The sequence below is a fragment of the Microbacterium ginsengiterrae genome (assembly GCF_014205075.1).
Lineage (GTDB): Bacteria > Actinomycetota > Actinomycetes > Actinomycetales > Microbacteriaceae > Microbacterium > Microbacterium ginsengiterrae.
Genome location: NZ_JACHMU010000001.1, coordinates 1,403,844 through 1,428,260 on the forward strand (window position 1 = coordinate 1,403,844; position 24,417 = coordinate 1,428,260).

Here is a 24,417-nt window from a genome sequence, read left to right on the forward strand (position 1 = left end):
GTGGCCCTGCGCCGCCGCTACTGCTACCGTCGCCGCATAACTCCGGAGAAACCGCTGCTTCCGCCGGGCACGCCGCCCGAACGTCGCGGATCCGCGGAAATTCTCCGGAGTTGTGCGGCGTTCATGTGTGAGGCGCACAGTCAGTGGGCTGATTGTCGAAAGGCAGTTGTCGGGCAGGATTTGTCTAATGTCAGCTAGACTTCACAGCCTAGAAGGAAGGGCGTCAATGACGAACACCTTGGGAGATCGGCGCGTTCAGCGTCATGCTCCGATCCGAGAACAGGTCGCCGCCATCCTGCGGGACGCGATCGTCCAGATGGAGCTTCGTCCCGGGCAGGTCCTCATCGAGCGGGAACTGTGCGAGATGACCTCGGCAAGTCGGCCGTCGGTGCGCGAGGCGCTGCGGCAGCTCGAGTCGGAAGGGCTCGTCGAGTCGAGGACCGGCCGGGGAACCGTCGTCGCCGCACCGTCTCGAGATCAGGCCGAGCAGTTGTACCAAGTGCGCGCCGAACTCGAGGGTATGGCTGTCGAGTTGTTCACCACTCGGGCAGATGATGCGCAGCGCGCGCAATTGCGGGAAGCCTTCGACGCTCTCGAACGCGCCGTGAAATCGCGGCCGTACGGCGATGTGGAGGCGGGTGTGGCGGCAGAGATGCTCGCCGCGAAGGACCGGATCTACGGCATCTTCATCGAGGGGGCCGGCAACGAGATCCTCAGTGAGATGGTGGGCGGATTGCAACGCCGCGTCACGCAGCTGCGCGCGCTGACGATGACCAATCCCGGCAGACTCCAGGCGAGCCTCGAGGAGATCCGCACGATCGTGGAAGCGGTCGAGCGGAAGGATGCCGGCGCGGCTCGCCGCGCGGCGACGACCCACGTGGAGATGGCCGCACGAACGGCGCTGTCGTTCGTGCGCGGTACCTGATTCCGGACGCACACGAGACAAGGCGGGCGACGGGAGTCGTCCGCCTTCGTCGTCTCCACGACCAACTTGCCTGCTGCGCAAATGTCCGATATACATTTGTCAGACAGATTGGAAGCTCGTGCTCGCCCACTCCACCTACGACATCGCCGCCGTAAAGTACGGGGCTCTCGCGACCATGCGCTCCGACGTGTTCCTCAACTACGCCGACTACCGGGAATCGGATGAGCCGACGGGGCTGTCGTACTACTTCTGGGTCGTGCGCAACGGCGATCGCGTCGTCCTCGTCGACACCGGCTTCGACCCCGCGGTAGGGGCTCGGCGCGGCCGTACCACCCTCATCGACCCGTTCGATGCGTGGACGGCACTCGGCGTGCCCGATGAGGAGGACACCACGGTCGTCCTGACCCACGCACACTACGACCACATCGGCAATGTGCGCCGCCTGAAGCGGGCGCGCTTCGTCATGGCCGCCGCCGAGTACGACTTCTGGATCTCCCGTCCGCGGCAACAGCGGATCACCCGTCAGGTGATCGAAGAGGACGAACTCGCCGTCCTCGCCGAGCTGCGCGCCTCCGGCCGCCTCACGTTGATCGAGGACTCGCAGGAGCTCGTGCCGGGAATCGACCTGCTCCTTGCGCCGGGACACACCCCCGGCCAGCTCATGCTTCACGTGCAGACCGCGGAGGGAGGCGTCCTGCTCGCCGCCGACGCGATCCACGTCGATGAAGAACTGGACCGGCGCATGCCCTTCCGGCACATGTGCGACATCGTCGCGGCCGCCGACAGCTACGAGATCGTCGACCACCTGAGAACTTCCGGCGCCGTCACGCATGTGATCGCCGGTCATGAACCGTCTCTCATGGAGCGGTTCCCCACCCATCCCGCCTTGCCCGAGCACACCATCGTGCTGGGCAGCAGCGCGGCGTGACACCCATCGGAATCGGAGAACTGAACGTGACCTTCACGAAAGAGCCCTCGCACGAGGCCACCTACGACGCAGGCCTCGCGGTGCGCCGCGCGGTCCTCGGCAGCGAGTACGTCGACGCATCACTGTCGAACGCGACGGACTTCAACTCGGCGCTGCAGGACCTCGTCACGGAATACTGCTGGGGTGCGGTCTGGACCCGGGACGGCCTGGAGCGGCGGGACCGGAGCCTGCTCAACCTCGCCATGATGACGGCCCTGAACCGCCCGCACGAGCTCGCCCTGCACGTGCGCGGCGCCCTGAACAACGGTCTCTCGCGCGAGGAGATCCGCGAGGTCTTCCTCCAGACCGCGATCTACGCCGGCATCCCCGCGGCCATCGAGTCGTTCAAGGTCGCTCAGGCCGTGTTCACCGAGGAGGATGCGCGTGACTGAGGCTCCGGCGCTCAGCCTGGTCGGCCTCGGAAACATGGGAGCGGCGATGGCCGCGCGTTGGGTGGACGGCGGCGTTGCCGTGCATGGATTCGACGTGTCGGAGGGGGCGCGTGCCGCCCTCGAGCAGACCGGTGGAACGGCGTACCCGACTGCCGCGGACGCCGCGCGTGCCTCCACCGTGTGCGTCCTCATGCTCCCTGACAGCAGGATCGTCGACGCCGTCCTCGCCGACCTGCTCGCACAGGATGCGCTGGCCCCCGGCGCTCTCGTCATCGACATGAGTTCGTCGGAGCCGATGAGCTCCCGGGTCAATGCCGACCGACTGGCCGACGTCGGAGTCGACTTCATCGACGCCCCCGTGTCGGGCGGCGTGCGCGGAGTCGTCGCCGGGACGCTCGCGATCATGGCCGGAGGCGACGACAGGCTCGTCGGACGCGCCAAGCCGATCCTTGAGCACCTGGGATCCGTGACGCACGTGGGTCCGGTGGGGGCGGGGCACGCGGCGAAGGCCTTGAACAACCTCGTGTCGGCCAGTCACCTGTGGATGACGTCGGAAGCGGTGCTCGTCGCCGAGCGATTCGGCATCGAACCGTCCACCATGGTCGAAGTTCTGAACGCCTCGACCGGTCGCAGCGTGTCCAGCGAGGTGAAGTGGCCCAAGTTCATCCTCAACGAAGCCTACGACTCCGGTTTCTTCGCCCGGCTGCTGAGCAAGGATGCGAGCGTGGCCACCGGGCTCGCCGCCGAACTGGGCCTTCCTCCTCTCATGGGTGTGCAGGTGGCAGAACTCTGGCGCGAGGCTGTCGCGGAGATGGAGCCGAGCGCGGACCACACGGCCATCGCGCAGTGGATCCGCGGACGCCTTGATGCCGAGGGGGAGCGCCGGTGACCGACTTCGATCTGCGCGCGGCCGCTACTGCGCGGTTCGCCTGGAACGCCGCGTGGGACCAGACGCTGACCCGACGCCCGGAGTACGTCTCCGCAGCACTCGGGCTGGACAGCGCCGCAGAGCGAAGCGGGCATCTCGACCCGAAGACCCGCGCCTTCGTCCGGATCGCATTGAACGCGACGATGACCCATCTCGCCCCGCACGCCACGCGGTGCGCGATCCGGGATGCCGTCGCCGCCGGCGCGACCCATGAGGAGATCGTCGAGGTGCTCTTCGTCGCGTGCACGATCTCCGTGCACGCGATGAACGCGGATGTCCTCGCAGAGGTGCTCGAAGAGCGGGGTGAGCGCACCGGTCCTGCGCCGCTCTCCGAGGCCCAGGAGCGGATCAGGGCCGATTTCGCCGCGACGCGTGGATACTGGCGCGACTTCCTCGATCTCACCCTCGAACTCGCGCCCGACTTCCTCGACGCCTATCTCGCCTTCTCCGGTGCCCCTTGGGAGCACGGCGTCCTCGAACCGAAGGTGCGGGAGTTCCTCTACCTGGCGTTCGACACCTCGGCCACGCACCTGCACATGACCGGTCTGCGTATCCACATGCACAACGCGCTGGACCACGGTGCGACGCCGGAGGAGATCGTCGAGGTGATGACCATCGCAGCGGGTATGGGGCTCCAGTCGCTCGACCTCGCGATGCCCATTCTCTCTGAAGAGTTTGTATCTGACTGACAATGTGTTAGCTGATATTGACTCGTCTGCAATGTCTAGATAAGTTTTCCATAATCTTGTGCGCCCAACCGGCGCTCAGGTCGACGAGGGACACCCGCATCGCCTCTGTCGAGAAAGACCCACACAGCTGCATGAACCCAAAGGAGGGTTTTGAATGAACTCCCGCTTCCGCCGCATCCTCGCCGTCAGCGCCGCCGCGGCTCTCGCCACGTCGCTCGTGGCGTGCTCCGGCTCCAGTGACGCCGGCGGCGACGCCTCGGAGCCCAGCGAGGGCCCCACGGCGATCACCGTCGCCACCTACCCGGTGATGTCCAACGCCGCCGTCTACATCGGGGTCGAGGAGGGCATCTTCGCCGACAACGGGCTGGACGTCACTCTCGAGACGATCACCTCGGGTCCGGACTCCGTCCCGACCCTGCTCAGCGGTGACCTCACCTTCACCTCGATCGACGTCCCCACCCTCATCAACGCCACCAAGGAAGACGTCGGCCTCGTGGCCGTCGGCGCGATGATGGTCGGCGTCGACGTCGACCGCGGATACGTCGGCGTCGTCGCCGCCCCGGACAAGGGCATCGAGGACTGGGCCGACCTCGAGGGCAAGAAGGTCGGTGTGAATGCGCTCGGCAGCACTCCGGTCGCCCTCATCAGCGCATCCATGGAAGCCGTCGGCGCCGACCCCAGCACGGTGCAGTGGGTGCAGATCGCACAGCCGGAGACCATCCCTGCACTGCAGGCCGGGCAGCTCGACGCGGCCAACCTCGCTCAGCCTCTGCTGACGGCTGCCGAGGAGGCGGGCTTCGAACAGGTCGGCAACCCCGAGCAGCTCACGGTCGGTGGTGTCCCCACGTTCCTGTACGTGACGACGCGAGAGTACGCCGAGAAGAACCCCGAGGTGGTCGCCGCGTTCCAGGAGTCGCTGAACGCGTCCGGTGAGATCGCCAACGGAGATCACGAGCTCGCCATCGAAACCGCGAAGAAGTCCACCACGGTGGACCCGGCCGTCCTCGACAAGGTCACCGGCCTTCCGATGTGGGGCTCCAAGCCGCTGACGACGGAGGACCTCCAGAAGTTCATCGATGTCCTGGTCAACGCCGGTCAGCTCGACGAGAGCGACGCCTCGATCGCCGACCAGATGATCTGGAACGGCTGACCGACAGTGATGAGGAGTCAAGATCAACGAGAGCAGGAGATCGCTGATGAACGCGTCAACTGAGGTCACGCGCGCGCCGCGCGCTGACCGACGCGGGCCGAGCACATTCGGCTGGCTCCTCATCCAGACCGGTGCGGTCGTCCTGGCGGGGGGAATCTGGTGGCTCGCCTCCGGATTCTTCCCCGCCGGGGCGATCCCCACCCCGCCGGAGGTGCTGGGCCGGCTGGGGCAGCTGGTGCTGACCGGAGAGTTCTGGTCCGCGATCGGTATCACCGTCGGTACCTTCGCGCTTGCTCTGACCGTCAGCATCGTCGTGGCCGTCCCGCTCGGCCTCGTGATCGGCGCCAGCACGTTCTGGACCCAGAGCACCCGGTTGCTCTTCGATTTCCTCCGCACCATCCCGCCGATCGCATTGCTGCCGCTGCTGCTGCTGGTACTCGGAGCCGACTTCGAGATGGTCTTCGGCCTCGCGGTCCTCGGGGCCATCTGGCCGATCCTCATCCAGTCGATCTACGCCGCCCGGCAAGGGGAGGCGCTCCTGGTCGACATGTCCGCTGCGTATCGCATCCCGCGCGGGTGGTTCATCCGGCACATCTTCGTCCCCGGCGCACTCCCGTTCGTGATGACCGGAGTTCGACTGGGCACGACGATCTGTCTGCTGCTGACGATCTCCGGGCAGCTCCTCGGAGCGGCCCCCGGTCTCGGCCACGAGATCGCCGCAGCCCAAGCCTGGTACGACACCCCGCGCATGTACGCCTATGTCCTGGTGGCCGCGATACTCGGCCTCATCGTGAACGCGGGCGTATGGGCGGCGCAACGCCGCCTGCTGCGCTGGCATCCGTCCGTCCGAGGGGAGTCCCGCTGATGAAGGCGTTCCGTAACGGGGTCTCGCTCCTCGCGATCGAGATCTGGCTGCCGCTGCTGCTCGTGGTCCTGTGGTGGACCGTGAGCGAGTACGTGAACTCGCTGTACTTCCCGCCGCTGCGGGTGATCATGGAGGCGTTCGCCGAGAACTGGCTCGTGCCGGACAAGGCGCTGTCGAACCTGGTGCCCAGCCTTCAGCTGATCATCGTGGCGTACTCGCTGGCGGTGGTCGCCGGTATCGTCTTCGGCACCACGCTGGGCCTGGTGCGCCCCCTTGAGCGCGCGGTCCGCCCGATCGTCGAGGCCATGCGCGCCGTGCCCGGCGTCGCTCTCCTACCCCTGTTCATCGTGCTGTTCGGCATCGATCAGCCGATGCGGATCCTGCTCGTCGCGTTCGGCGCGATGTGGCCGGTGCTGCTCAACACCCTCGACGGTGTGCGAGGCGTCGAGCCGACTCTGCTCGACATGACCCGCTCGTACCGCGTCGGGCGCGTGCGCCGCCTTTTCCAGGTCATCCTGAAATCTGCCGGCCCTCAGATCTTCGCCGGCGCGCGGATCTCGCTCGCGGTGACCCTGATCATCATGGTGGTCGCCGAGACCGTGGGTGCCGACGGCGGCGTCGGCTACTTCCTGATGACGGCCAAGAGCGAGTTCCGCATCTCCGCGATGTGGAGCGCCATGGTCGCCCTCGGCATCCTCGGCTACATCCTCAACATCATCTTCCGCATCGCAGAGCGCTACGTCCTGCGCTGGCACCGACTTCAGCAAGCCCGATTGGAGAGGACGTCATGACCTCGAACTCCACGCCCGCGCAGGGCGCAGCATCCACCACCGTCGCCGCGCTCGAGGCGCGAGGGCTCGGCCACTCCTACGGTCCGCGCCAGATCCTCGGAGGCATCGACTTCTCGGTCGAGCAGGGCGAGTTCGTGTGCATCGTCGGACCGTCCGGCGTCGGCAAGACCACCCTCCTGCGATGCCTGTCCGGGTTGCAGGTGTCGACCGCGGGTGAGCTGCACGTGCTCGGCTCCGTGGTCAAGGAGCCCCAGCCCGGTGTCGCCCTCGTGTTCCAGGACTACAGCCGCTCGCTCATGCCGTGGGCGTCGGTGCTGGAGAACGTGACACTGCCGCTGCGCGCCAACCGGGTATCCAAGAAGGACGCGAACGCCCGTGCCTATGAGGCCCTCGAGCAGGTCGGCCTCGCCGCCGCGGTGGGGGACCAGTACCCCTGGCAGCTCTCCGGCGGGATGCAGCAGCGCGTGGCGATCGCGCGTGCTCTCGCCTACGACCCGACGGTCCTCCTCATGGACGAGCCGTTCGCGTCGGTGGACGCGCAGACCCGCTCAGACCTCGAGGACCTCGTGCTGCGTCTGCAGCGACGGCTCGGGCTCACCGTCATCCTCGTCACCCACGACATCGATGAGTCGGTGTACCTCTCCGACCGCATCGTGGTGCTCGCGGGGTCGCCCGCTCATGTCGCCGAGATCGTCGACGTGCCCCTGGGTGCGGAACGCGATCAGATCGGGACCAAGAGCGACCCGGCCTTCGCCACGACCCGTGCCCACGTGCACAACCTTGTGCGCGCCGCTGCCGCGGTCTCGCCGTCGACGGGTACGGCGCGCGTGGTGGACGTGCCGTGATCGCGCTGGATCTCCGCGACCGCGTGGCGGTCGTCACCGGAGCGAGCGCGGGAATCGGTCGGGCCACGGTCGGGGTGCTCGTCGAGGCGGGTGCCACCGTGCTCGCGGTCGCCCGCCGGGAGGAGAACCTCCGCGAACTCGCTGAAACGCTGCCTTCCGGTGCCGTGATTCCGCTGCCGCTCGACATCACCGAACCGGATGCTGCGGCATGGGTGGTCGACGCCGTCGAGGCGGCCGGAGGCCGTCTCGACATCCTGGTCAACGCCGCGGGCGGGTCTCGCACGGTCGCCGTCGACGCACCGGACTCGGCCTGGGACGAGGCGATGGAGCTCAATTTCAGTGGAGGTCGGCGTCTCTCCCAGGCGCTGATACCGTTCCTTCGGTGCAGTGAACACGGCCGCATCATCACGGTCACCGGCTCGTCCGAACCTGCCACCAACCCCGTCTTCGCGGACGCGTCGCGCGCCTCGGCACTGAATGCGTCGAACTCGGCGAAGGCTGCGGCGCACGCATGGAGCAAGGGCCTGTCTCGTGAGCTCGGGGTCGACGGCATCACCGTCAATTGCGTGGCACCTGGCACGATCCTCACCGAACAACTGGCGCGCATCTTCCCCACTGAGGAGGACCGCCGCCGGCACGTCGAGGAGATGGGCATCCCCGCCGGCCGATTCGGAGCCCCGATCGAACTCGCGCACACCATCGCCTTCCTGGCGTCGGATCTCGCCGAGTACATCACCGGCGAGATCATCAGTGTCGACGGCGGGAAGCGACGCTTCGCGTTCTGAAGAGGCCCTCTCTCCGGGCGCGAAGAATTAGGAAGGGGAGGAGCGGATTCGTTGTCCGCTCCTCCCCTTCCGTCTGTCGCTCAGTCCACGTCGTCCTGGTACTGGTGGAAGGCCTGCTCGATCCGACTGAACCTCTTCGCGACGGCGGACCACCGGTCGGGATGGGTGATCGCATACGGGTCGTCGTTCTCGATCGCGCGCACCGTGATGCGCCCTACTTCCGACGGCTCGAGCCAATGCGTGCTCGACGAGAACGACAGGTCGATCGCGGCATCCTGCAGCGCGCCCTTATCGCCGTCCGGGCGGTGACGAGTGCTCTGCGCGATGTTCGTGCGCACCGATCCGGGCACCAGCTGCGTGACGTGCACGCGGCTGCCGGCTTCCTCGAGTTCGAGTTGCAGAACCTCGGTGAGCGCCGCGACGCCGAACTTCGACACCGCATAGGCGCCCAGCCGGGCGAACGGCGTCAGGGTCGACATCGACGTCGTGTTGACGATGTGGCCGCCGTGCGGGTTGGCTTCGAGGATCGGCAGGAAGGTGTGCACTCCATGGATCACGCCGTAGAGGTTCACGTCGAGCATCCAGCGCCAGTCGGCCATCGTCAGCTCGGCGATCGGGGCGAACGGCCCGACGCCGGCGTTGTTGACGACGATCTCGATGCTGCCGAACTCGGCGACCGCGGTGGCTGCGAGCTCTTCCACGCTCTCCAGACGGCTGACGTCGGTGGCGACCCAGAGCGCACCGATCTCGGCGGCGGTCTGTTCAGCGGCCGCTGCGTCGACGTCTGAGATCATCACGTGCGCACCTTCGGTGATGAGCGCCTCCGCGATGCCACGACCGATGCCGGATGCACCGCCCGTGACCACCGCGGAGGCGCCATGCACGCGGGTCACGCGACGCCTCCGGAGACTCGGGTCATCACGCGCGGTAGCTTCCCGGCCACACGCCGTGACGTCCGGCGGCGAGGATGCCCTTCGGGTCGACGGCATCCTTGATCTTCTCGACGAATCGGCGGTACGCGTGGTCGTTGAAGGAGAGCTGGTCGGACACGAGGTCCATGAGGTCCACGTGTGCCCGGTACTCGGTGAAGCCGCGCTTGCCCGCCTCGACGACGAGTTTCTTCATCGTGGTGTACGAGTTGCGGAAGAGCTCCTCATCCGTCACGTCGAACGTGATGCTGTTCACGGCGACGCAGGTGCGGTCGTTCGGGAAGTACAGTGCGCATACGTGGTTCAGACCGACCGCGTCGACGATGACGTCGCGGATCATGTCGATGCTCTCGACGACGGTGTCGCCCTTCAGCGGGAGCACGGGGGCGAAGGCGATGTGGCCGACGTTGGCGGGCGTGGCCTGGATGATGTCCATGTTCGGGATTCCGGCCTGGACCTTGTCGACGAACTTCGTGATCTCGCCCCACTCGTCGCGCGCGAAGATCCGATCGGAGATGACACGACCACCCTCGATCGCCTCCCACGCGGTCCGGATCCGCTCGAGGTGGTGGTCGACGACGACGCGGTCTCCCCAGAGCGCCGTGCGCGCGCCCCAGCGTCCGAGCCCGGTGCTGTCCCCGAGCTCGTTGAGTTTCTCGTCACTCATCGCAGCATCAGCGCGAAGGTACATGTCACGCGTCTCGTCGAACTGTGCGGACATCGTGACGAGGTTCTGGATGCTGGGAACGCCGCGGACAACGCCGTCGAGGCGGAGCTCTCGGAAGATGTCGATCGCCTGGGCGAGCTGCTCGTGGCGCGGGATGGTGAGGAACAATGGAGCGAACGCCTCGGGGCGGCGCATGAGCCAGATGCCTGCGCGCGTGACGATGCCGTAGTTCGACTGGAAGAACAGCTGATCGAGGACCGGACCGTATCCGCGGGTGTACAGGTGCCAGGAGTCGTTGCCCGGCTGGGCGCCGAGCCCGGTGCGGAGGATCTCACCGTCTGCGAGCACGACCTCGAGGCCGCAGATCTTCTGGAAGTCGGACCCGTAAGGGGCATACGTCATGCCGTTGTCGAGCGAGTTGCCGATCACGCTGCCCCAACCGAGGTCCGGGATCGAGAACCAGAGATCCTCGTGACCGGCGCGATCGAGTGCCTCGCGCAGTTCGAACCATGAGACACCGGGCTCGACGACCGCGTAGGCGAGCTCCTCGTTGATCTCGAGAACGCGGTTCATCTCGCGAAGGCTGATGAGGACTGAGCCGCGGACACGGGGCGAGGGGCCGCCGTATCCGTTGTTGCGGCCCTGCGATGAGGTCCACAGCGGCACGCCGTGCTCGTTGGCGATGCGGACGATGGCCTGGATCTGCTCCGTCGAGTGCGGGAACAACACGAGCGAGGAGTCGTATGTGCGGTCCTCGATGTTCCAGAACGGGTCGCGATAGTTGTCACGCTCTTCCTGCGAACGGAGAGCGTGCTCGTCGCCCACGACGGCGACAAGCAGATCGGCGATCTGAGGGTCAAGCTGATAGGGAGCGGCATTCACCATTGAGAGTCCTACTCAGTCGGGTCATCAGCGCAGTGGAGCATCCACCTGGCTATTTGTCATTTGTCAGACGACACTATAGTAGTTATCTGGCACGCTGCATTGCATGCTCAGGACCCATACCGATGAGTGGAGCAAAGATGACCACCATTTCCGTCGACACCAGCGCAGAGATCGACGGGCGACACCTCCCCGTGGCCGGCCACCACGAGAAGCGATTCGCCCCCGTCGTCGAGGCGTTCATCGACAATTACCGGCAGGAGAACGAGCTCGGATCTGCTGTGAGCCTCGTCGTCGACGGCAAGAAGGTCGTGGACGTCTGGGGCGGGTGGTTCGATGTCGGACGCGAGCGCGAGTGGGAGCAGGACACTCTCGTCTGCATGATGTCCGTGGCCAAGGGCATCACGGCGATCGCGTTCAACATGCTCATCGACCGGGGCATCGTCGACCTCGACGAGCCTGTCGCCACGTACTGGCCGGAGTTCGCCGCCAACGGCAAAGCCGAGCTCCCCGTGCGCTACCTGCTCGACCACCGGGCAGGACTGCCCGCCCTCGAGGAGCCGCTGTGGCGCGGCGCGATGTACGACCGTGAGGCCATGGTGGCGGCACTCGCGCGACAGGCGCCGCTGTGGGAACCGGGCACCGTCGCTGCGTACCACGTGCACACACAGGGGTATCTGCTCGGCGAGATCATGAGGAGGACCACCGGCAAGCTCGTCGGTGAGTTCGTGCGCAATGAGATCGCCGGTCCCCTGGGGGCCGACTACTGGCTCGGGCTGCCGGCATCCGAGCACGCCCGTGTGAGCCCGCTCGTGCCGAGCATGGGGGCGAAGATCCTCGCCGCTCAGGAGGTCGAGCCGGAGGACTCGCTGCGGCGCCGCGCGTTCGCCCAGAACCCGCCTGGCACCTGGGGTGAGATGGTGAATTCGCCGGAGTGGCGGGAGATGGAGATGCCCAGCGGCAGCGGGCACGGAAACGCCCGCTCCGTCGCGCGCATCTACGGCGCGCTCGCCGCCGGCGCGGTCGACGGCATCCGCTTGCTCAGCGAGGACGCGCTCGACACCATGACGACGATGCAGCACGACCAGATCGAGTTGCTCCAGGATCGCCACTACCGCCAGGGGCTCGGGGTGTTGCTGAATTCGCCCGATGCCGTGTACATGGGCCCGAACCCCGCGGCATTCGGCCACCACGGAATCGGCGGTTCCATCGGGTTCGCCGACCGCGATGCGCGGATCGGATTCTCATACTCGGTCAACCAGATGCACGACGTCGGCACGAACGGGCCGCGCGCACGTCGACTCATTGACGCCGTCTACGCCTGCCTCTGACACGGCTGCCGGGGCATAACTCCGGAGAAACCGCCGATTCCGCCGGGCACGCCGCCCGAAACATGCGGATCCGCCGAAAAGCTCCGGAGTTGTGCCCCGGGCTCGTCCCGTACCGCGGCTTCGCCGCTCGACTCAGCGGCGCGTCGACCAGGCCGCGGCCCAGACGAGCACGGGCTGGAAGAACAGCCGCACGAAGCGCTTCATGTCGGTGTCGAGCCCGAAGCCGTCGCGCTGATGCATCCACTGCGCGACGTTGCCCGGGAAGACGGCGACGAAGAACAGCGCGGCGAGGGTTCCCACGGTGCGGCGGCGCTTCCGCGCGAACAGCAGGGCGGACCCCAGACCGATCTCCACCGCGCCCGATGCGAGCACGGTCGTGTCGGGGTCGAGCGGCAACGACTCTGGTACCTGGGCCTGGAACTCGTCACGCGCGAACGTGAGATGCGACACCCCGGCGAACACCAGCGATGCTCCGAGGAAGATACGAGTGACGGTGCGTGCGCGTGAGGCCATGACAGGAGCGTACGCCCCGCGGCGGTCAGATCAGGCGGCGCAGCGCCTGCTCGAGGGAGACACCCTGCGCGTCGGCCCTGTCCTTCAGCCGCGCGTGCTCCTCCGGCGTGAGGGTGAGGTGCAGCTCGATCGCCGTGGCCGGCTCCTGCGCCAATCCGTCGAGGAGATCGGATGCCTCGGCCCACAGCGGTTGCGATGCGGGCTCGGCGACAGGCCGCCCAGTACCGGCAGACGCCGGCGCGACCGGCGCCGGCGTCGCGACGGTCATCGCGTGCTCGGGCATGACCTCACCCATCGTGAAGCCGGGACCGCGCTGCGGCTCGCGCCCCGCCTGATACGCCTTCGCTGCCGCGTTCGCACGCTCGTCCGCCGCCTCGTTGAGGTCGTGGCCGGCGTGCCCCTTCACCCAGGCGAACTTCACATCCCGACCCTGCATCGCCTCGTCCAGCGACTCCATGAGGTCACGGTTGAGCACCGGTGCGCCGTCGGCCTTGCGCCATCCGCGGCGCTTCCACCCCGGCATCCACTTCGTGATCGAGTCGATGACGTACTTGCTGTCGCACATGATCAGCAGAGAGTCGTCCGCCCCTGCCGTGGCGCGCAGCAGCTCGAGGACGGCCTGCAGCTCGCCCTGGTTGTTCGTGCCGTGCGGGGATCCGCCCGCCGCCCAGTTGTCGTCATCGATGTACCAGGCCCACCCGTTCGGACCGGGATTGCCGAGGGCGGAGCCGTCTGCCGCGGCGGTGATCGTCATCCTTCCACCGTAACGGGGGTCGGCGACCCCTCACGCCGGGCCGACCACGTCCGCGACCGTGCGTGAGCGCCGCCGCTATGGACGCTCGATCGCGATGACCGTCGTGCGAGTGACGCCCTCGTCCGAGATCGTCTCGACGCGCACCTGCATCCCGGGGTGCGCGGTGGCGAACCAGAACGTCTCGGATGCGGCATCCGCCGGTCCTCGCACCTCGTAGCGCAGGCACTCCACCCGTCCGATCGGCAGCTCCAGAGTCTCCGATGACAGCGTCGTCCGGTCCTCCGGGAACGCCGCATGCGCCTGAAGCTCCCGCCAGGTCACTCGGGAACGCTCGATCTCGCCGTCCACGATGCCGGTGGGGCCGGACGTCCAGCGTTCGAGCAGCGCACCGTCGTCGTCGACCTCACGGAACCGGTTGACGCGCAGAGTCCGCGTCCCGTCGGCTTCCTCGTCGAGCATCCGGATCGTCTTCCCGCCGCGGGCGGCGTCCCTGATCTCATCGGCGGTGAACGGGGTCGGGAGGAGACCGGGGCCCAGCACGTGCGCGTCGGGATCCTTGGGCGCGGCATCCGAGGCGTCGGCGGCCTCCGGCGCCGGCGGGGCGACCGGGAAGACGATCGAGGTGTACTTCGCACCCAACCCGATCTCGAGCGGGTCCACCGCCGTCGACGCGTCGAGCACCTCGGCGGCATCCTGCGCGCCGCGCGGTTCACCGGGCAGCGCCGCCCAGGTGTTCTCCTCTTCCTTGCGCTGCGAGAAAAGTCCCATGCGTGCCTCGGCGCTCCGTCCCTCAGAAATCGTCGATGATGAGCTTCTTCATCTTCATCATCTTCTCGTACGCCCCCGGACGCGCCATGAGCTCGCCCATGTTCTCCGGAACGATCTGCCAGCTGAGACCGTACCGATCCACGAGCCATCCGCACACCTCCGCCTCCGGGTCGGTCGTCAACGCATCCCAGTAGCGGTCGAGCTCCTCCTGGTCGGCGACGCGCACCTCGAGCGAGACGCCGCTGTCGAACGCGAAATCGTGATCGGGTCCGGCATCCATCATCGAGAACCACTGATCGGCCAGGCGGAGCTCCCCGAACATGACCGTCCCCGGCCGTGCGTGCACGGCCTGCGACGAATGCAGCGCGATGTACCCGACCTCGGAATCGGGGAACAGCGACGTGTAGAAGTCCGCCGCCTCACGCGCCTTCCCGTCGACGTCCCTGGTGAAGCTCAGGTGAGGGATGAGGAAGGGCCGCGTGTCGCCCTCCGGGTTCGCCAGCACCAACTGCCAGTTCACGCCGTAGCGGTCCTCCACCCACCCGTACCGGGGGCTGAACGAGTACTCGTCGAGCTCCATGCGCACGCGCCCGCCTTCCGAGAGGCCGGCCCACACGGCATCCAGGCTCTCGCGTGCCGCGTCGCGATCGTCGCCGAAGCGGGTCGGGTCGAAATCGAGCATGAACGACACCGACGGGTTGGGACGGAACTCTGGACCGGCATTGATGAGCGTGAGCCGGTAACCGTCCACGTCGAGATCCACCGTGAGCGTCTTCCCGGCGAACTCGGCCTGCCAGTCGGCGACCAGCTCGGGGTAGGTCGCGGCGACCGCGGCCGTGGTGTGCGGCAGGAGGCCCGCGTAGAAATCGCCGGCCTCGTCGGCGTTCTTGTCGAACCAGATGTTCGGCACGATCTTCTGAGACATCTCGACTCCTTCGTCGATCTGCGGCTGTGCACGTGCGCGCTGGGGTCCGCGCATGCGCGTGAGTACAGATTGCTCCGAGGAGGCGCGCGGAGGCAAGGGGGGTGACCCCCAAGATGCATGCCTAGTCTGGGGTGATGTCATCGCTTGTGGAGCTCGAGGCCGAAGTGGTCTCCTGGGTCGAGACCCTCATCGCCGCCGTCGTCGCCGCGATCATCGTCGCGGCCATCGTGATCGCGGTGCGGTTCGTCGCCGGCCAGGCGAGGGGCAGGTCGGCCTGGATCGCCGACCTCGAGCGCCGCATCCGCCTCCCCGGCATGGCCCTCGCCTTCGTGATCGCCGCCTGGGTCGTGTGCGCCGCGTACACCCCGAGCACCCTGTCCTGGTGGCCGGTGCTCGAGCGCGCGCTGCTCATCGTGACGGTCGTCGTCGGCGCATGGTTGCTGTCGACGCTCGTGACGTTCGGCATGGAACGGCTCATGCAGCACGACCTCCGGAAGGATGCCACGAGCCCTGAGGCGCGCCGCAGGCAGACGCAGCTCACGGTGCTCAACCGACTCGCCGTCGTCCTTCTCGGGGTGATCGCCGTCGGCGTCGTGCTGTTCTCCTTCCCCGAGGTCCGCGCGGTGGGCACCAGCATCCTCGCGTCGGCCGGTGTGGTCAGCATCATCGCCGGACTCGCGGCGCAGTCGACCCTCGGGAACCTCATCGCCGGGGTGCAGATCGCCTTCACGGATGCCATCCGCGTCGGCGACGTGGTCGTCATCGAGGATGAGTGGGGGCGCATCGGCGAGATCAACCTGTCGTATGTCGTCGTCTACATCTGGGACGAGCGGCGCCTCATCCTGCCGTGCACGTACTTCACCTCCCAGCCGGTGGAGAGCTGGACGCGCAGGTCGGACAAGATCCTCGGCACCGTCTACATGGACCTCGACTGGCGGGTGCCCGTGGATGCCGTGCGCGAGAAGTTCATGTCGATCATCGAAGGCGCCGACACCTGGGACCGGCGCGCGGCGAGCGTCCTGGTCACCGGGTCGGAGGGCGGCCATGTCACGCTGCGGTTCCTCATGTCGTCGAAGAACTCCGACGACCAGTGGGACCTGCGCTGCCTGGTCCGCGAGCAGATCGTGACCTGGTTGCAACAGGAGCACCCCGAGGCGCTGCCGGTCAGCCGCGTCGTTCTGGATCGTCCGCAGTAGCGTCCGGGCCGCCGCCGCGGCGACCGGCATCCGCCTCGCGCACGGCGTCGACGAGTTCGCGCCACGCTCCGCGCAGTTCAGAGTCGGCGAGTTCGCGTTCGCGCTCCTCGCCGGCCGTGCGCACCTGGATGCTCCAGACGAAGCGGTCCGCGCCGGCATCCGTCTCGCGCGGCGCGTCCCACGGGCAGCGCTCGATGAGGGCGATCCACACCGTCTTCTCCGGGCGCGGGGGCTCGACGCGCCACCGGCGTCGGAGGCCGGCGACACCGCCCGAGCGGACGACGGCGACGGTCAGACGGTCGTCATCGTCACCCTGAGCGTCGGGCTCGCTCTGCATCCAGCACTCCCACGGTCTGCCACGCGTCGCGCACTGCGGCGGTCACCTCCCCACCGTACTCGGCTTCGGCGGCTGCGACGGTGGCATCGGCGAAATCCTGGAAGCTCGCCGTCGACGACAGCCCGCCGGTGAGCGCGCGATACCAGACGGTGCCGGCGCGCTCCCACGCGTTGCCGCCGATCGCGCGGGCCGTCAGCGCGAAGGCGCGGTTGGGGATGCCGGAGTTGATGTGCACGCCGCCGTTGTCCTCGGTCGTGCGGACGAAGTCGCTCATGTGCGCCGGCTGCGGATCCTTCCCGAGCTCGTCGTCGTCGTACGCCGTCCCGGGCTCCAGCATGGACCGCAGCGCGACGCCCTCGACCTCGTCGGTGAAGATCTCCGCGCCGATGAGCCAGGAGGCGTCGTCGGCCGTCTGACCGAGGGTGTACTGCTCGGTCAGCGCACCGAGCACGTCGGCGATCGACTCGTTCAGTGCGCCTGGCTGCCCCTGGTACTCGAGGTTGGCCGTGTGCTGAATCACGCCATGGGCGAGTTCGTGCCCGATGACGGTGAGCGAGCCGGTGAAACCGCGGAACACCTCGCCGTCTCCGTCGCCGAAGACCATGCGCTCGCCGTCCCAGAAGGCGTTGTCGTAGTCGACGCCGTAGTGCACGGTGGCGTCGAGACCGCCGCCCAGGCCGTCGAGGGAGTTGCGTCGGAACCCCGAGAGCAGCATCTCGAACGTCGCCCCGAGGCCGTCGAACGCCTCGTTCACGGTGGCGTCGTCGACGGGCGGGTCGTCCTCGCTGCGGACGACGATCCCGGGAAGCGTCTCGGAATTGTTCGCATCGCTGATCGTCCGGTTCGGTGCGTCGCCGAGCTCGGCGACGAGGTCACCGTTCTCGTCGATCGAGAGGTTGATGCGGGCGCGGAACTGCGGGCGCCCGGCGAGCAGCGTCTGTCGCGCCGCATCCGCCGCCTTGGTGAATCGGCCCGACTGCGCGAGGCGCGCGAGCAGGTATGCGGGGACGAAACCGTGTGCGCTGTGATCCATGCTGCGACCTTACGCGCGCCTGCCGACACTGTCATGGCGACCACGTTCGAAACTTTTTCACGGTTCTCCGTGACGAATCGGGGTGTCGGTGCGTCTCATCAGTGACGCGACCACCGCGTCCCGGCATCCGCACCCGGGTGCCGCACCGAGAGAAGGACCGGGATATGGCGAACGTGACGGGTGGCTCTCAGCCTCAGGTGCAGGCTGTCGTGGCGGGGGAAGACGCTCTGGCGTCTGGCAGGACCACGATCGAGGACGGCGTCGTCGCGAAGATCGCGGGCATCGCCGCCCGCGAGGTGGAGGGTGTGCACGCGCTGGGCGGCGGAGCCGCCAGGATGATGGGCGCGATCCGCGATGCCCTGAACACCACCGATCTCGCGCAGGGGATCAGTGTCGAGGTCGGCGAGACGCAGGTGGCGGTCGACGTCACCGTCGTCGCCGAGTACCCCGTCTCGTTGCAGAAGGTCGCCGCCGACGTGCGCTCCGCGGTGCACCGCGCCATGAGCGACCTCGTCGGCATGGAGGTCGTGGAGGTGAACGTGACGATCAACGACGTCCACATCCCCACCGAGGACGACGCGGAGCAGCAGGACGCCAGGGTCCAGTGAGCACCGCAGTGTCAGGGACGAGAGGCGTGCTCGCCGTCGCGGTCACCGCGTCGGTGCTCCTCGCCGTCGGCATCGCCGGCTGGGTGACCGCAGGCTCCGGTGCGAGCGCGTCACAGGGCCTCTTCATCGACGAGCCGGGCGCTCGTGGCATCCGCATGCTCGTCTTCGTCGGAGCGACCCTGGTCATGGTCGTCGCCGGTTGGTTGGTCGTGCGCGCGGCCGCCGACCGGCGCCGGGCGCTTCGCCATGTCACTCTCGTCGTGGACGACCAGGTGCTCGCCGACGCGACCACGGATGCCGTCGCCGCCCGGTGCGGACTGGAGCGCGACCTCGTCTCCGTCACCGCGGGCAGGCGCGCATTGACCGTCCGGGTCGGGCCGGTCGGCGAGGGCGTCGTCGATCGGGATCGGGTGGCCGGCGCTGCCGCGCTCGTCCTCGATGCTGCGGGCGTCCACCGCGAGATCCAGGTCGAGGTCGTCCGAAGCGGGGTGAGCGCGTGACCACGGTTCCGCACCGCATGTGTGGGCGTTCGTCATGACACCGGACGCGACGGCCGACGGGGCGCCCGAGAACCCGCGATTGGATGCTGCCGGCGACCGGCTCGTGGCCGGACGGGCGGCCGACGGCGACATCGCCGCGTTCGAGGTGCTCGTGCGCCGATACACGCCCATGATGCGGGCGTACGCGCGCCGGGTGCTCGTCAGCGGCGCGGATGTCGACGACGTGGTCCAGGAGGCCTTCGTCACGGCGTGGCAGCGACTGTCCGACCTCGAGGACCTGTCCGCGGTCAAGAGCTGGTTGATGAGGATCGTCGGACGCAAGGCGATGGATCGGGTGCGCGCGCGTCGCCCGCAGGTGCCCATCGACGACATCGACCACCCCGTCTCGACGGACGCCTCGCCCGCGCGCACCGTCGAGGCGCGCGCCGGTGTCGAGGCGCTCAGCGCCGCACTGGGGGAGCTCCCCGACGCCCAGCGACAGAGCTGGGTGCTCAGGGAGATGGGTGGTCTCAGCTATGAGGAGGTGGCCGCGGAGCTGGGGGTCCCGGTCACCACAGTGCGCGGGTTGCTCGCCCGGGCCAGAAAGCACATCATTGTGCGGATGGAGGAATGGCGATGACCGACGGCGGAACGCCACTCGGGCTCGACCCCGAGGACCTGGACGGGCACACGATCGAGGAGCTCACGGACTACCTCGACGCCGGCCGCGTCCCCGCCGACCCCTCGATCGACGGCTCGCCGGGCTGCGCTCTCGCCCTCGACGCGCTCGAGCGGCTCCGGTCCCTCACCCCGGATCTCATCGCCCGTGACACGGAGGAGGAGCCCGAACCGGACGCGAGCTGGGTGCAGTCGATCCTGGACGGCATCGCGATGGACGCGCGTGCGGGGCGCCGCATCCCGCTCACGCCACCGGACGAGCATGCGGATCTCGCCCTCACGGAGGGCGCGCTGCGGGGCATCGTCCGCGCGGCGGAGAACGCGTTCCCCGGCATCCTCATCGGCCGCTGCCGCATCGACGGCGACCTGACGGTGCACGATGCGGAGGTGGCACTCGCGGTGGAGGTGAGCGTGCCGTTCGGCACGCGCATCCGGCAGTTCGCCGACGAGCTCCGCGCAGAGATCGCGGCGCGCATCGACGCGCACACGGCGTTGCGGGTCACCGCGATCGACATCACGGTGCAGGACATCTCGAGCGGGAAGGTCGAATGATGACGGATCTCATCCCACAGATCGAGGACGTCGTCCTCGCCACCCCCGGCGTGCTCGGTCTCTACCGCACCGGGTCCGTGGTGCGCAACGCGGTCGGCGCCGCCGTCGAGGCCCTCGCCGGCGCGGTGGACAGGACGGGTGCGGCCGAGACCCCTCGCCGCATCGTCGTCGGCCGCGACGGCGACGACCTCACCGTCGACATCGCGATCGGGATCGCAGCGGATGCCGGAGCCGTGGCGACGACGCAGACGGTGCGCGATGCCGTCACCGGGCTGTTGGCGGCGCGGGGCGAGCACACCGCGCGGCTGCGGATCACCGTCGTGCGCATCGCGGACGGTGCACCGGCGACGGCGGAGGCTCCCAGGTCGCTCGCGTAAAATCGGCCTAATGACCGACGCGCCCGCCGACCGCCCCGCAGACCTCGGCGACGGCATCGACCCCGACGATCTCGCCACCACCCTCCGCGTGCTCGCATCGCTGGATTCGATGAGCGAGCAGCATCCGGACTACATCGCGGTGCGTCGCGCGACGGCGACGATGTTCAAGGCGGTCAAGCGCGCTCGCCGCAAGGAGATCCGCGATGCGATCGCGGAGGCCGACAAGGCCGTGGTCGCCAAGACCGCAACGGGAGCACCGGACCGCATCGACGACGAGACCCGCGGTATCGACCTCGCCACCAGCGTCGATGCGCCGAGCGCCGGCGAGCTGCTCAAACCCCGCAACTGCTACATCTGCAAGCAGCCCTACACGCTCGTCGACGCGTTCTACCACCAGCTGTGCCCCGACTGTGCCCGCTTCAGCCACGGCAAGCGCAACGCGCGGACGGATCTCACCGGACGCCGGGCGCTCCTCACCGGCGGACGCGCGAAGATCGGCATGCACATCGCCCTCCGACTGCTGCGCGACGGTGCGCATCTGACGATCACGACGCGGTTCCCGCGGGATGCCGTCCGCCGGTTCTCGTCGCTCCCCGACGCGTCGGACTGGCTGCACCGGCTGCGGATCGTCGGAATCGACCTCCGTGACCCCGCCCAGGTCATCTCGCTCGCCGACTCGGTCGCCGCGCAGGGACCCCTGGACATCCTCATCAACAACGCCGCGCAGACCGTCCGGCGCTCGCCGGGTGCGTACTCGCTCCTGGCGGATGCCGAGATGCAGCCGCTTCCGGACGGACCTCTCCCCGAGATGGAGACGTTCGGGCACACGGTCGACCCGCACCCTCAGGCGCTGCAGGCCTCGGTGGATGCGAACCCGCTGCTGTCGGTCGCGGCCCTCGGCGGCACGGTCGCCGAGCAGGGCGGGCAGGCACTCACGGCAGAGGACCTCGCGCGGCTCGCGATGGCCCCTGGGTCGTCGTCCCTCGCGAAGCATGCCGACGGCTCCGCCATCGACGCGGGCGGGCTCGTGCCGGACATCGACCACGTCAACAGCTGGGTGCAGTCGATCGAGCAGGTCGACCCGCTCGAGATGCTCGAGGTGCAGCTGGCGAACACGACGGCGCCGTTCCTGCTGATCAGCCGTCTCCGCGCCTCGATGGCGGCGTCATCGGCGCACCGCAAGTACGTCGTGAACGTCTCGGCGATGGAGGGGCAGTTCTCCCGCCGGTACAAGGGCCCGGGGCATCCGCACACCAACATGGCGAAGGCGGCGCTGAACATGCTCACCCGCACGAGTGCCGGCGAGATGCTCGCTACGGACGGCATCCTCATGACGGCCGTGGACACCGGGTGGATCACCGACGAGCGTCCGCACCACACCAAGGTGCGCCTCGCCGAGGAGGGGTTCCATGCCCCGCTCGATCTCGTCGACGGCGCGGCCCGCGTGTACGACCCGATCGTGCAGGGCGAGGCAGGGGTCGATGTGCACGGCGTGTTCCTCAAGGACTACAAGCCCAGCCCCTGGTGAGCCGAAGAATCCTCAGTGCGCCGGCACCTGCAGGTTCGCCGATGCCCACTCGCCGAGCCGGCTGAGGATGGGCACCAGCCCCTCGCCGCTCTCGGTGAGCGAGTACGTCACGGTGATCGGTGGTCCTGCGTCGACCGTCCGCGCGACGAGCCCTGCCTGACCGAGTTCGGCGAGGCGGTCAGAGAGCACGGTGTCGCTGATGCCGGTGACGGCTCTGCGCAGGGCGACGAAGGGGGCAGGACCGCTGCCGAGCGTGGCGACGATCATGCCGTTCCAGCGCTTCCCGAGCACGCTGAACGCCAGTGTGACGGCGGCGTCACACATGTGAACCTCTGTGTCGGTGCCCGCCATGCCCCCATCATACCTGTGCTACGTTAACGCGAGTCACTAATAAAAACAGAGTGACTCCGAAAACGAAAGGTCAGCCATGTCCCTGTTCCGCCTGGATGCCAGCATCCTGCCCGCCACGTCCGCCAGCCGCTCGCTCGCGGACCTGGTCGAAGCCGAGTGGACGAGCTCCCACCCCGACTCCGTCGTGACCCGCCGTGATCTCGCCGCCGACCCGGTGCCCGCGACGGCGTGGGCCGACGCTGTGACCGGCAGCTTCGTCGCCGCGGAGGAGCGCACCGAGCGCCAGAACGAGGCGCGAGCTCTCGCGACCACCTTCGCCGACGAGCTCATCGGCGCGGACGCGCTGCTGTTCGCGGTGCCGCTGTACAACTACGGTCCCTCCCAGCACTTCAAGACCTGGTTCGACCTCGCCTACACCGACCCGCGCATCGACCCGACGGGTACCGCGCTGAACGGCAAGCCCGCCACACTCGTCACGGTGCTCGGCGGCAACTACTCGGAAGGGTCCCCCAAAGCGGGGTGGGACCACTCGACCGGCTGGCTCCGCCGCGTGCTCGAGGACGTCTGGGGCCTCGACCTCCGTGTCGTGCAGCGTCCGTTCACGCTCGTCGGCGTGAACCCGGCGATGGATGCCTTCACCGAGGTCGCCCAGGAGCTGAAGGACAAGGCGGAGGCGTCGGCGCGCACCTATGGGCAGGAGCTCGCCGCGTCCCGCAACGGCAACGCCGCCTGAGCGGGAGGGGAGCCGGCGCGTCGGGCGCCGGTTCCCCGGCAGGTAGCCTGTCCGGTGTCCGCAGACGAACGGAGTCGATGTGTCCACTGCGCTGGTGACCGGAGGATCGCGCGGCATCGGCCGTGCCGTCGCACAGGCGCTCGCTGCGCGCGGTGATCGCGTCGCCGTCCACTACGCATCCGACCGGGACGCGGCGGAGGAGACCCTGCGCTCGCTCGCCGGCGACGGCCACGTCGTCATCGGCGGCGATCTGCGAGACTCGGACGCCCCATCCCGCATCATCGAGCGGGCGGATGCCGCGATGGGAGGCCTCGACATCCTCGTCAACAACGCCGGGATCGCGCCCCTCGAGAGCAATCGGCACCGTCCGGACGAGACGGACCTCGACGCCTGGCAGTCCGCGTGGCGGCAGATGGTCGACGTCAATCTCATCGCCGCCGCCGAACTGACCTACCTCTTCGCGCGGCGCCTGATCGATCGGAAGGCGCCCGGCTTCGTCGTCAACGTCGGCTCACGCGGCGCGTTCAAGGGGGAGCCGGACTACCCGGCATACGGCGCGGCGAAGGCCGGACTGCACGCCTTCGGCCAGTCGATGGCCGTGGCGCTCGCCCCGCACGGGATCGTCGTGACGTCGATCGCCCCCGGGTTCATCAGCTCCGACCGCCAGGCGCCCAAGCTCGAAGGCGCCGCGGGGGACGCACTGCGGGCCCAGAGCCCGTTCGGCCGGGTCGGCACGCCGGAAGAGGTCGCCGAGGCCGTCCTCTTCCTCAGCTCGCCCGCCGCGACGTGGTCATCCGGCGCCGTCATCGACTTCAACGGCGCGTCGCACCTTCGTCCCTGAGTCCCGCGGCCGCGAGCCGCGCCTGGTCGGAGGGGCGACGGGTGCACGAGCTTCGGACACCTGCACGCCGAATCCGGCGAGACCGGCGTGCAGGCGTCGCCGAGTCGTGCAGGTGTCGCCCGACAGGACGCCCCGCGGTCGCGAGCCGCGCGCCGAGAAGCCCTCGACAACCGCACGACACGGGCGGATCATGGCCTCATGGCGGATTTCACAGTGGATCACGCGTTCAGCGGCTTCAGCGTCGACGACATCGACGCGGCCCGGGAGTTCTACGGCACGACCTTGGGGCTCGATGTCCAACCCAACCCGATGGGGTTCCTCGACCTCCGGCTCCCCGGCGGCGGATCGGTGCTCATCTACAGCAAGCCGAACCATGAGCCGGCGACGTTCACGATCCTGAACTTCGACGTGGCGGACATCGAATCCGCTGTCGACGAGCTCATCGCCCGCGGCGTGGAGACGAAGATCTACAGCGACGAGGAGTTCCCCTCCGATCATCGCGGCATCGTCCGTGGCGGCGGCGAGGGCCCGGACATCGCGTGGTTCCGCGACCCGGCCGGCAACGTGCTCGCCGTCATGCAGACGGGCTGAGAACAGG

30 protein-coding genes are annotated in these 24,417 nt (G+C 68.3%); 21 read left to right on the forward strand and 9 right to left on the reverse strand.

What is annotated here, in order from left to right; all coding sequences use genetic code 11:
• The first annotated feature begins 226 nt into the window (after positions 1–226).
• The 10 genes from HD600_RS07040 (at position 227) to HD600_RS07085 (ending at position 8,337) form a co-directional block, all read left to right on the forward strand.
• A complete protein-coding gene (locus HD600_RS07040; RefSeq protein ID WP_184282541.1) occupies positions 227–925 on the forward strand; it encodes a GntR family transcriptional regulator in 699 nt (232 codons plus the stop codon).
• Positions 926–1,043: 118 nt separating this feature from the next.
• The gene (locus HD600_RS07045) at positions 1,044–1,853 is read left to right on the forward strand and encodes an MBL fold metallo-hydrolase (protein WP_184282543.1); all 810 of its coding nucleotides are present in this window, start codon (positions 1,044–1,046) and stop codon (positions 1,851–1,853) included.
• The gene (gene pcaC / locus HD600_RS07050; protein WP_338402172.1) at positions 1,850–2,284 is read left to right on the forward strand and encodes a 4-carboxymuconolactone decarboxylase; all 435 of its coding nucleotides are present in this window, start codon (positions 1,850–1,852) and stop codon (positions 2,282–2,284) included. Before HD600_RS07045 ends, pcaC begins: the two co-directional genes overlap by 4 nt.
• The gene (locus HD600_RS07055) at positions 2,277–3,173 is read left to right on the forward strand and encodes an NAD(P)-binding domain-containing protein (protein WP_206705702.1); all 897 of its coding nucleotides are present in this window, start codon (positions 2,277–2,279) and stop codon (positions 3,171–3,173) included. Before pcaC ends, HD600_RS07055 begins: the two co-directional genes overlap by 8 nt.
• Entirely contained in the window at positions 3,170–3,901 is a 732-nt protein-coding gene (locus HD600_RS07060) for a carboxymuconolactone decarboxylase family protein (protein WP_184282547.1), read from the forward strand. Before HD600_RS07055 ends, HD600_RS07060 begins: the two co-directional genes overlap by 4 nt.
• Before the next feature lie 154 nt (positions 3,902–4,055).
• Positions 4,056–5,051, forward strand: coding sequence for an ABC transporter substrate-binding protein (locus tag HD600_RS07065; protein WP_184282549.1), 996 nt, complete (start codon positions 4,056–4,058; stop codon positions 5,049–5,051).
• A gap of 46 nt (positions 5,052–5,097) precedes the next feature.
• On the forward strand, positions 5,098–5,916 hold the full coding sequence (locus tag HD600_RS07070) for an ABC transporter permease (RefSeq protein WP_184282551.1): 819 nt from the start codon (positions 5,098–5,100) through the stop codon (positions 5,914–5,916).
• Entirely contained in the window at positions 5,916–6,707 is a 792-nt protein-coding gene (locus tag HD600_RS07075) for an ABC transporter permease (protein WP_184282553.1), read from the forward strand. The genes HD600_RS07070 and HD600_RS07075 overlap by 1 nt, the downstream gene beginning before the upstream one ends.
• Entirely contained in the window at positions 6,704–7,552 is an 849-nt protein-coding gene (locus HD600_RS07080) for an ABC transporter ATP-binding protein (RefSeq protein WP_184282555.1), read from the forward strand. Before HD600_RS07075 ends, HD600_RS07080 begins: the two co-directional genes overlap by 4 nt.
• The gene (locus tag HD600_RS07085) at positions 7,549–8,337 is read left to right on the forward strand and encodes an SDR family oxidoreductase (protein WP_206705703.1); all 789 of its coding nucleotides are present in this window, start codon (positions 7,549–7,551) and stop codon (positions 8,335–8,337) included. Before HD600_RS07080 ends, HD600_RS07085 begins: the two co-directional genes overlap by 4 nt.
• An 80-nt stretch (positions 8,338–8,417) precedes the next feature.
• On the opposite strand, the gene HD600_RS07090 is transcribed toward HD600_RS07085, so the two are convergent.
• Entirely contained in the window at positions 8,418–9,230 is an 813-nt protein-coding gene (locus HD600_RS07090; RefSeq protein WP_184282557.1) for an SDR family NAD(P)-dependent oxidoreductase, read from the reverse strand.
• A gap of 25 nt (positions 9,231–9,255) precedes the next feature.
• Positions 9,256–10,818 carry an FAD-binding oxidoreductase gene (locus tag HD600_RS07095; RefSeq protein WP_184282559.1) on the reverse strand — a complete coding sequence of 521 codons (1,563 nt, stop codon included), beginning with the start codon at positions 10,816–10,818 and terminating at the stop codon, positions 9,256–9,258.
• A 137-nt stretch (positions 10,819–10,955) separates the two neighbouring features.
• On the opposite strand from HD600_RS07095, the gene HD600_RS07100 reads away from it, so the two are divergent.
• On the forward strand, positions 10,956–12,146 hold the full coding sequence (locus HD600_RS07100) for a serine hydrolase domain-containing protein (RefSeq protein ID WP_184282561.1): 1,191 nt from the start codon (positions 10,956–10,958) through the stop codon (positions 12,144–12,146).
• 132 nt (positions 12,147–12,278) lie between these two features.
• On the opposite strand, the gene HD600_RS07105 is transcribed toward HD600_RS07100, so the two are convergent.
• The 4 genes from HD600_RS07105 to HD600_RS07120 all read right to left on the reverse strand — a co-directional run bounded on the left by HD600_RS07105 (position 12,279) and on the right by HD600_RS07120 (position 15,106).
• A complete protein-coding gene (locus tag HD600_RS07105; protein WP_184282563.1) occupies positions 12,279–12,659 on the reverse strand; it encodes a DoxX family protein in 381 nt (126 codons plus the stop codon).
• A gap of 25 nt (positions 12,660–12,684) precedes the next feature.
• Entirely contained in the window at positions 12,685–13,413 is a 729-nt protein-coding gene (locus HD600_RS07110) for a ribonuclease H family protein (RefSeq protein WP_184282565.1), read from the reverse strand.
• 75 nt (positions 13,414–13,488) lie between these two features.
• Positions 13,489–14,181 carry a hypothetical protein gene (locus tag HD600_RS07115; RefSeq protein ID WP_241731638.1) on the reverse strand — a complete coding sequence of 231 codons (693 nt, stop codon included), beginning with the start codon at positions 14,179–14,181 and terminating at the stop codon, positions 13,489–13,491.
• A 22-nt stretch (positions 14,182–14,203) separates the two neighbouring features.
• Positions 14,204–15,106 (reverse strand): VOC family protein, encoded by a 903-nt coding sequence (locus HD600_RS07120; protein ID WP_184282567.1) that lies wholly within the window; start codon positions 15,104–15,106, stop codon positions 14,204–14,206.
• A 134-nt stretch (positions 15,107–15,240) separates the two neighbouring features.
• On the opposite strand from HD600_RS07120, the gene HD600_RS07125 reads away from it, so the two are divergent.
• Positions 15,241–16,302 carry a mechanosensitive ion channel family protein gene (locus tag HD600_RS07125; protein WP_184282569.1) on the forward strand — a complete coding sequence of 354 codons (1,062 nt, stop codon included), beginning with the start codon at positions 15,241–15,243 and terminating at the stop codon, positions 16,300–16,302.
• On the opposite strand, the gene HD600_RS07130 is transcribed toward HD600_RS07125, so the two are convergent.
• Both HD600_RS07130 and HD600_RS07135 read right to left on the reverse strand, forming a co-directional pair.
• Positions 16,271–16,639, reverse strand: a complete 369-nt coding sequence (locus HD600_RS07130; protein ID WP_144794310.1) for a protealysin inhibitor emfourin — start codon at positions 16,637–16,639, stop codon at positions 16,271–16,273. The genes HD600_RS07125 and HD600_RS07130 overlap by 32 nt on opposite strands.
• Entirely contained in the window at positions 16,611–17,672 is a 1,062-nt protein-coding gene (locus HD600_RS07135) for a M4 family metallopeptidase (RefSeq protein WP_184282571.1), read from the reverse strand. Before HD600_RS07135 ends, HD600_RS07130 begins: the two co-directional genes overlap by 29 nt.
• Positions 17,673–17,836: 164 nt before the next feature.
• Here HD600_RS07135 and HD600_RS07140 point away from each other — a divergent pair, with 164 nt between their 5' ends.
• The 6 genes from HD600_RS07140 to HD600_RS07165 are packed head-to-tail and all read left to right on the forward strand — an operon-like array spanning position 17,837 to position 21,894.
• Complete coding sequence (locus HD600_RS07140) at positions 17,837–18,280, forward strand: Asp23/Gls24 family envelope stress response protein (RefSeq protein ID WP_184282573.1); 444 nt, start codon at positions 17,837–17,839, stop codon at positions 18,278–18,280.
• Positions 18,277–18,780, forward strand: coding sequence for a hypothetical protein (locus HD600_RS07145; protein ID WP_184282575.1), 504 nt, complete (start codon positions 18,277–18,279; stop codon positions 18,778–18,780). Before HD600_RS07140 ends, HD600_RS07145 begins: the two co-directional genes overlap by 4 nt.
• 34 nt (positions 18,781–18,814) lie before the next feature.
• Positions 18,815–19,399 carry an RNA polymerase sigma factor gene (locus tag HD600_RS07150; protein WP_184282577.1) on the forward strand — a complete coding sequence of 195 codons (585 nt, stop codon included), beginning with the start codon at positions 18,815–18,817 and terminating at the stop codon, positions 19,397–19,399.
• Positions 19,396–19,989, forward strand: coding sequence for an Asp23/Gls24 family envelope stress response protein (locus HD600_RS07155; RefSeq protein WP_241731639.1), 594 nt, complete (start codon positions 19,396–19,398; stop codon positions 19,987–19,989). The genes HD600_RS07150 and HD600_RS07155 overlap by 4 nt, the downstream gene beginning before the upstream one ends.
• Complete coding sequence (locus HD600_RS07160; RefSeq protein ID WP_184282580.1) at positions 19,989–20,366, forward strand: hypothetical protein; 378 nt, start codon at positions 19,989–19,991, stop codon at positions 20,364–20,366. The genes HD600_RS07155 and HD600_RS07160 overlap by 1 nt, the downstream gene beginning before the upstream one ends.
• 10 nt (positions 20,367–20,376) lie before the next feature.
• Positions 20,377–21,894, forward strand: a complete 1,518-nt coding sequence (locus tag HD600_RS07165; protein WP_184282583.1) for an SDR family NAD(P)-dependent oxidoreductase — start codon at positions 20,377–20,379, stop codon at positions 21,892–21,894.
• 12 nt (positions 21,895–21,906) lie between these two features.
• Here HD600_RS07165 and HD600_RS07170 read toward each other — a convergent pair whose 3' ends face one another.
• Complete coding sequence (locus tag HD600_RS07170) at positions 21,907–22,245, reverse strand: winged helix-turn-helix transcriptional regulator (protein ID WP_184282585.1); 339 nt, start codon at positions 22,243–22,245, stop codon at positions 21,907–21,909.
• A 76-nt stretch (positions 22,246–22,321) separates the two neighbouring features.
• Between HD600_RS07170 and HD600_RS07175 the strand changes: the two genes are divergently transcribed.
• The 3 genes from HD600_RS07175 (at position 22,322) to HD600_RS07185 (ending at position 24,410) form a co-directional block, all read left to right on the forward strand.
• On the forward strand, positions 22,322–22,978 hold the full coding sequence (locus tag HD600_RS07175) for an FMN-dependent NADH-azoreductase (RefSeq protein WP_184282587.1): 657 nt from the start codon (positions 22,322–22,324) through the stop codon (positions 22,976–22,978).
• A 79-nt stretch (positions 22,979–23,057) separates the two neighbouring features.
• Entirely contained in the window at positions 23,058–23,819 is a 762-nt protein-coding gene (locus tag HD600_RS07180) for an SDR family oxidoreductase (protein ID WP_184282589.1), read from the forward strand.
• Positions 23,820–24,017: 198 nt separating this feature from the next.
• The gene (locus HD600_RS07185) at positions 24,018–24,410 is read left to right on the forward strand and encodes a VOC family protein (protein ID WP_184282591.1); all 393 of its coding nucleotides are present in this window, start codon (positions 24,018–24,020) and stop codon (positions 24,408–24,410) included.
• Positions 24,411–24,417 lie beyond the last annotated feature (7 nt).